Source organism: Streptomyces katrae (assembly GCF_000966975.1).
Taxonomy (GTDB): domain Bacteria; phylum Actinomycetota; class Actinomycetes; order Streptomycetales; family Streptomycetaceae; genus Streptomyces; species Streptomyces katrae.
On sequence record NZ_JZWV01001235.1, the window covers coordinates 1 to 5298 of the forward strand.

The 5298-nt window shown below is 75.6% G+C and carries 4 protein-coding genes and 1 pseudogene; 3 read left to right on the top strand and 2 right to left on the bottom strand.

What is annotated here, in order from left to right; genetic code table 11:
* A pseudogene (locus tag VR44_RS35515) lies at positions 1-991 on the top strand (M24 family metallopeptidase); the annotation flags it as partial.
* A gap of 18 nt (positions 992-1009) precedes the next feature.
* Here VR44_RS35515 and treZ read toward each other — a convergent pair.
* Positions 1010-2761 (bottom strand): malto-oligosyltrehalose trehalohydrolase, encoded by a 1752-nt coding sequence (treZ, locus tag VR44_RS35520; protein ID WP_045951775.1) that lies wholly within the window; start codon positions 2759-2761, stop codon positions 1010-1012.
* Positions 2762-2870: 109 nt separating this feature from the next.
* Here treZ and VR44_RS35525 point away from each other — a divergent pair, with 109 nt between their 5' ends.
* A complete protein-coding gene (locus tag VR44_RS35525) occupies positions 2871-3443 on the top strand; it encodes an FHA domain-containing protein (protein WP_045951776.1) in 573 nt (190 codons plus the stop codon).
* Positions 3444-3509: 66 nt separating this feature from the next.
* A complete protein-coding gene (locus tag VR44_RS35530) occupies positions 3510-4001 on the top strand; it encodes a GNAT family N-acetyltransferase (RefSeq protein WP_045951777.1) in 492 nt (163 codons plus the stop codon).
* Here VR44_RS35530 and VR44_RS35535 read toward each other — a convergent pair.
* Positions 3983-5194, bottom strand: coding sequence for a M14 family zinc carboxypeptidase (locus VR44_RS35535; protein WP_425424560.1), 1212 nt, complete (start codon positions 5192-5194; stop codon positions 3983-3985). The two genes, VR44_RS35530 and VR44_RS35535, sit on opposite strands and share 19 nt — an antisense overlap.
* Positions 5195-5298 lie beyond the last annotated feature (104 nt).

Genomic DNA, 5298 nt, shown 5'->3' on the forward strand with positions numbered 1-5298 from the left:
GCCCACCTCACCGGATACCGGCCCACCGCCGAGACCGAGCGGCTCACCCTGCTCGTCCTCGCCGCCGGCCGGGACCCCGTCCTCGTCGTCCCCGCCCTCGAAGCCCCCGACGCCGCCAAGGCCCCCGGCGCCGGCGCCCTCACCCTGCGCGACTGGACCGACGGCAAGGACCCGTACGCCGTCACCGCCCCGCTCCTCGACGCCGGCGGCCGCTTCGGCGTCAGCGACAACACCTGGGCGCTCCACCTCCTCGGCCTGCAGAAGGAGTTGCCCACCACCTCCTACGCCCCGCTCACCGGGGCCCTGCCCATGCTCCGCGCCGTCAAGGACGACCGCGAACTCGCCCGCCTCGCAGCCGCCGGAGCCCTACGCGCAGATCCTCCACGTCCCCTTCGCCGGCCGCCGCGAGAGCGACGTCGCCGCCGACCTCGCCGGCCTGCTGCGCGCCCACGGCCACTCCCAGGTGGACTTCACCGTCGTAGGCTCCGGCCCCAACGGCGCCAACCCGCACCACGAGGCCGGCGACCGCGTCATCCGGCACGGCGACATGGTCGTCCTCGACTTCGGCGGCCTCAAGCACGAGTACGGCTCCGACATCTCCCGCACCGTGCACGTCGGCGAACCCACCGCCGAGGAACAGCGCGTCCACGACATCGTCCGCGAAGCCCAGCAGGCCGGCTTCGCGGCCGTCCGCCCCGGCGCCGCCTGCCAGGACGTCGACCGCGCCGCCCGCGCCGTCATCACCGAGTTCGGCTACGGCGACCGCTTCATCCACCGCACCGGCCACGGCATCGGCGTCACCACGCACGAGCCGCCGTACATGGTCGAGGGCGAGGAACAGCCCCTCGTCCCCGGCATGTGCTTCTCCGTGGAGCCCGGCGTCTACCTGCCCGGCCGCTTCGGCGTCCGCATCGAGGACATCGTCACCGTCACGGAGGACGGCGGCCGCCGCCTCAACAACGCCCCGCGGGAGCTGGCGATCGTCGAATAGCCCCCCTCCGGCGGGGACTCAAGGCCCCAGCACCACCGCCGACTCGCCCGGCACGTGCAGGCGCCCGTCCGGGCCCGGATGCTCCACCGGCTCCCACGACGCCAGCACCCGCACCCCGTTGCGGCCCAGCGCGACCGTCACCGACTCCGTCCCCAGGTTCACCACCACCCGCACGTCACCCCGCCGGAACGTCAGCCACCGCCGCTCCTCGTCGAAGGCGACCCGGACCGCCGCCAGGTCCGGGTCGCGCAGGTCCGGCTGCGCACGGCGCAGCCGGATCAGCGTCCGGTACCACTCCAGCAGCCAGGCGTGCGACTCCCGCTCGGGCTCGGCCCAGTCCAGGCAGGAGCGGTCCCGGGTCGCCGGATCCTGCGGATCCGGCACTTCTTCCGCCTTCCAGCCGTGCGCCGCGAACTCCCGCCGCCGGCCGCTGCGCACTGCCTCGGCCAGCTCCGGATCGCGGTGGTCGGTGAAGTACTGCCAGGGCGTCCCCGCCCCCCACTCCTCGCCCATGAACAGCATCGGCACGAACGGACCCGTCAGCGCCAGCGTTGCCGCGCAGGCCAGCAGCCCGGGGGACAGCGAGGCGGACAGCCGGTCGCCCAGCGCCCGGTTGCCGACCTGGTCGTGGGTCTGCGTGTAGCCCAGGAAACGGTGCGCGGGGGTGCGGCGGCGGTCCACCGGCCGGCCGTGGGTGCGGCCCCGGAAGGAGGACCAGGTGCCGTCGTGGAAGAAGCCCCGGGTCAGGGTCTTGGCCACCGCGGCCAGTGGGGCGGCGGCGAAGTCGGCGTAGTAGCCCTGGGATTCGCCCGTCAGCGCGGTGTGCAGGGCGTGGTGGAAGTCGTCGTTCCACTGCGCGTGCAGGCCGAGGCCCCCCGCCGCCCGCGGCGTGGTCAGGCGCGGGTCGCACTGGTCGGACTCGGCGATCAGGAACAGCGGCCGCGCCGACTCGGCGGCCAGCGCGTCCACGGCCGCCGACAGCTCCTCCAGGAAGGTCAGCGCCCGCCCGTCGGCCAGCGCGTGCACCGCGTCCAGCCGCAGCCCGTCGACCCGGTAGTCCCGCAGCCAGGCCAGGGCGCTCCCGATCAGGTAGGCCCGCACCTCGTCGGAACCCGGCGCGTCCAGGTTCACCGCGGCGCCCCACGGCGTGTGGTGGGTGTCGGTGAAGTACGGGCCGAAGGCGGGCAGGTGGTTGCCGGAGGGGCCCAGGTGGTTGTGGACCACGTCCAGGACGACCCCCAGGCCCGCCGCGTGCGCCGCCTCCACGAACCGGGCCAGCCCCGCCGGCCCCCCGTACGGCTCGTGCACCGCCCACGGCGCCACCCCGTCGTACCCCCAGCCGTGCCGCCCCGGGAAGGGGCACACCGGCATCAGCTCCACGTGCGTCACGCCCAGCGAGGTCAGGTGCCCCAGGCGGGCGGCCGCGGCGTCGAAGGTGCCCTCGGGGGTGAAGGTGCCGATGTGCAGCTCGTACAGCACCGCGTCCTGCAACGGGAGGCGCGGGGGCGCGGTACGGGGGGTGAGGGGCCCGAAGTCGACCACGGCGGAGAGCCCGTCGGTCCCGTCCGGCAGCCGCCGCCCGCGCGGGTCCGGGCGCACCGCCGTCCCGTCGCCGAGCCGGAACCCGTACCGGTCCCCGTCGGCCGCCGGGGCCTCGACGGTCCACCAGCCCGGGCGGCCGGGGTCCGGGTCGCGCGTCATCTCGTAGTCGGTGTCGTTCAGCCGCAGGGCGACCCGACCTGTCAGCGGTGCCCACACCTCGAACTGCACGGACGGTCCCCTTGTCCTCGGCCGACGTGGCATGCGTATCGTGCCCATCATTCCGGGACCGCCGGGGGAGTTCTGGACACTCCGCACCCGACGGGCCGACAATCACCCTGTGACGTCCAGTTTCGAGTTCCCCGCCTACCCCGTCCCGCGCCTGTCCGACGCGGAACGGGACCGGGCGCTGGGCCAGCTCAGGGAGGGTGCGGCCCTCGGGAAGCTGTCGCACGACACCTTCATGCGCCGGATGGAACTCGCGCTGGTCGCCCGCCGCTCGGAGGACCTGGCCGTGCTCCTGGCCGACCTCCAGACCCGTGAGGGCCCGCTCGGCGCCGAAAGCCCGTGGACCCACCGGCTGTTCGGCTGGGTGGGGCGGGCCTCGGCCGTGTCGGTGGGGGTCCGGCGGGCCTGGCAGGCCGAACGGCTCCCGAAGCTGCTGCTCCCGCATCCGGCCGCCGGCCCGCTGCGGATCGGCCGCGACCCGGGCAACGGGCTGCGCCTCAGCCATGACACCGTCTCGCGGGCGCACGCGGAGCTCAGCCTGCGCGACGGGGTCTGGCTGCTCAAGGACCTCGGCTCCACCAACGGCACCACCGTCAACGGCCGCCGGGTCACGGGGGTGGCCGTGGTGCGGGTCGGGGACCAGGTGGGGTTCGGGCGCATGAGCTTCCGCCTGACGGCCGGCTGACTGCAGCTGACGGACCGGGACCCCGCGCCGCGCGGGAGCCCGGGGGCGGGGGCAGGATGACCTCCCATGGACCACGCCTCCGCACACCGCTCCGAATCCCCCGCCGGCTCACGCATCCGCTTCGCCCGGCCCCAGGACATGTCCCGGCTCGCCGAGCTCATCCACGAGCACGTGGCCTACGAGAAGTCGGCCCCCAGGCCGGCCGGCCTCGCCGAACGCCTCGGGCCCCGGCTGTTCGCCGAGGGGGCCCGGCTCTGGGTACTGCTCGCCGAGACCCCCGACGGCACGGTGGCGGGATACGCCGCCTGCTCGGAGGAGTTCGGGTTCTGGGACGCGTCCCCCTACCTGCACATGGACTGCCTCTACCTGGCGGAGGAGGCACGCGGCCACGGCCTCGGCGCCGCCCTGATGGGGGCCGTGGCGGACCTCGCCCGCGAGCGCGGCCTCGGCCACGTCGAGTGGCAGACCCCGGACTGGAACGAGGGCGCGATCCGCTTCTACGACCGCCTCGACGGCGCCGGCGGCCGGGCCAAGCGCCGCTACGCCTGGCCCGTCTGAACGCACCGGCGGGCGGCGAGGACCGTCCGGGACTGGTGCTCCACCTGCGTGGCCACCGGCACCGGGCGGGCCCGGAAACGGGCCGAGAACTCCTCGCACCACCCCGTCACCAGCCGGTCCAGGGCCGCCTCCGCCGGATGCCCCTGCGCCCGCACCACCCGCAGCAGCATCGCGGCGGCGCGCAGCGACAGGCGCCGCCCGAAGGCGTCGACACTGCTCAGGGCGGCCGTGGTCGCCCCGGCGGGCGTCCCGGGGCCCGTCCAGCCGGCGGTGACCTGCGGGATCAGCCGCAGCGTCCAGTCCACCGCCCGCAGCAGCGCGGCGGCGTCCGGGTCCGCCGCCCCGACCCCCTCGCGCAGCTCGGCGACCCGTGCCGCCTCCCCGGCCAGCCGCCCGGCCAGCCCCCGCAGGGCGCCCCGGGGGTCCGGGTGCGGGGCGGGGTCGTCCACCAGGTCGGAGGCCCACATGGGCACCTCCACGATCGCGGTGGTGGTCGCCCGGTGGCACCAGGTGCTCAGCCGCGTGTCCTCGGAGTGCGAGCCCATGACCCCCGCGTCCGGCATCACGAAGATCCCCGGGCCGGGCGAGGCCCAGCCGGCGGCGTCGGAGGCCCCGGTCTCCACCGGGATCCGCAGCTCGGCGGCCGACTTCCCGAACGGCTCGGCCAGCCCCGGCAGGTCCCGGGTGAGCTGTACCCACGAGCCGCCGAGATCCGTGGCGTGCAGGGACACCTGGAGCACGGGACGCAGCTCGTCGATGAGCCCGGTCAGCGCCACCGTCTCGGGCGGGAGCCGGTCCGGGGGCAGCAACGACGGCGCCCACTCGGGCTGTTCGGGGCCGGGCGGACGGTAGAAGTGCCGGTGGTAGTCGAGGAGGGAGCACGGGCGGGGGGTGCGGTGCAGCTCCGCCCCGTCGGGATCGGCACAGAGCAGGAAGTGCCACCCGGTCCCATCGCCCGGGCCCCCGCTCACCCGCCGCGCGAGCTCCAGTACGGTCGCCCCGCCGACGGGCTCGTTGGCATGCGCCCCGGCGACCACCAGCACCTCACCCGCACCCCGCCCCGCCACGGACAGCACCCACAGGGGCCGCCCGCCCCGCGACTCCCCGACCTGACGCAGCCGCACCCGGGCGGGGTGTTCGTCCGCCATCGCACGGGCGGCCAGGGCGAGTTCGTGCGGGGTGGGATAACGCATGTCACGGAGGAGGCTCACCCCCATGCCATGCCCGCCCCACCCCCGCCCTACTGCACCCGAACATCTTTGCCGGTGCCGCACGGCACGGGGCCCCGCCCTCACCC

What these genes read in the sequence shown, in the direction of transcription:
- VR44_RS35530 (WP_045951777.1), top strand. Translation starts at nt 3,510, where the DNA reads ATGGACCACGCCTCCGCACACCGCTCCGAATCCCCCGCCGGCTCACGC.
- VR44_RS35535 (WP_425424560.1), bottom strand. Translation starts at nt 5,194, where the DNA reads ATGCGTTATCCCACCCCGCACGAACTCGCCCTGGCCGCCCGTGCGATG.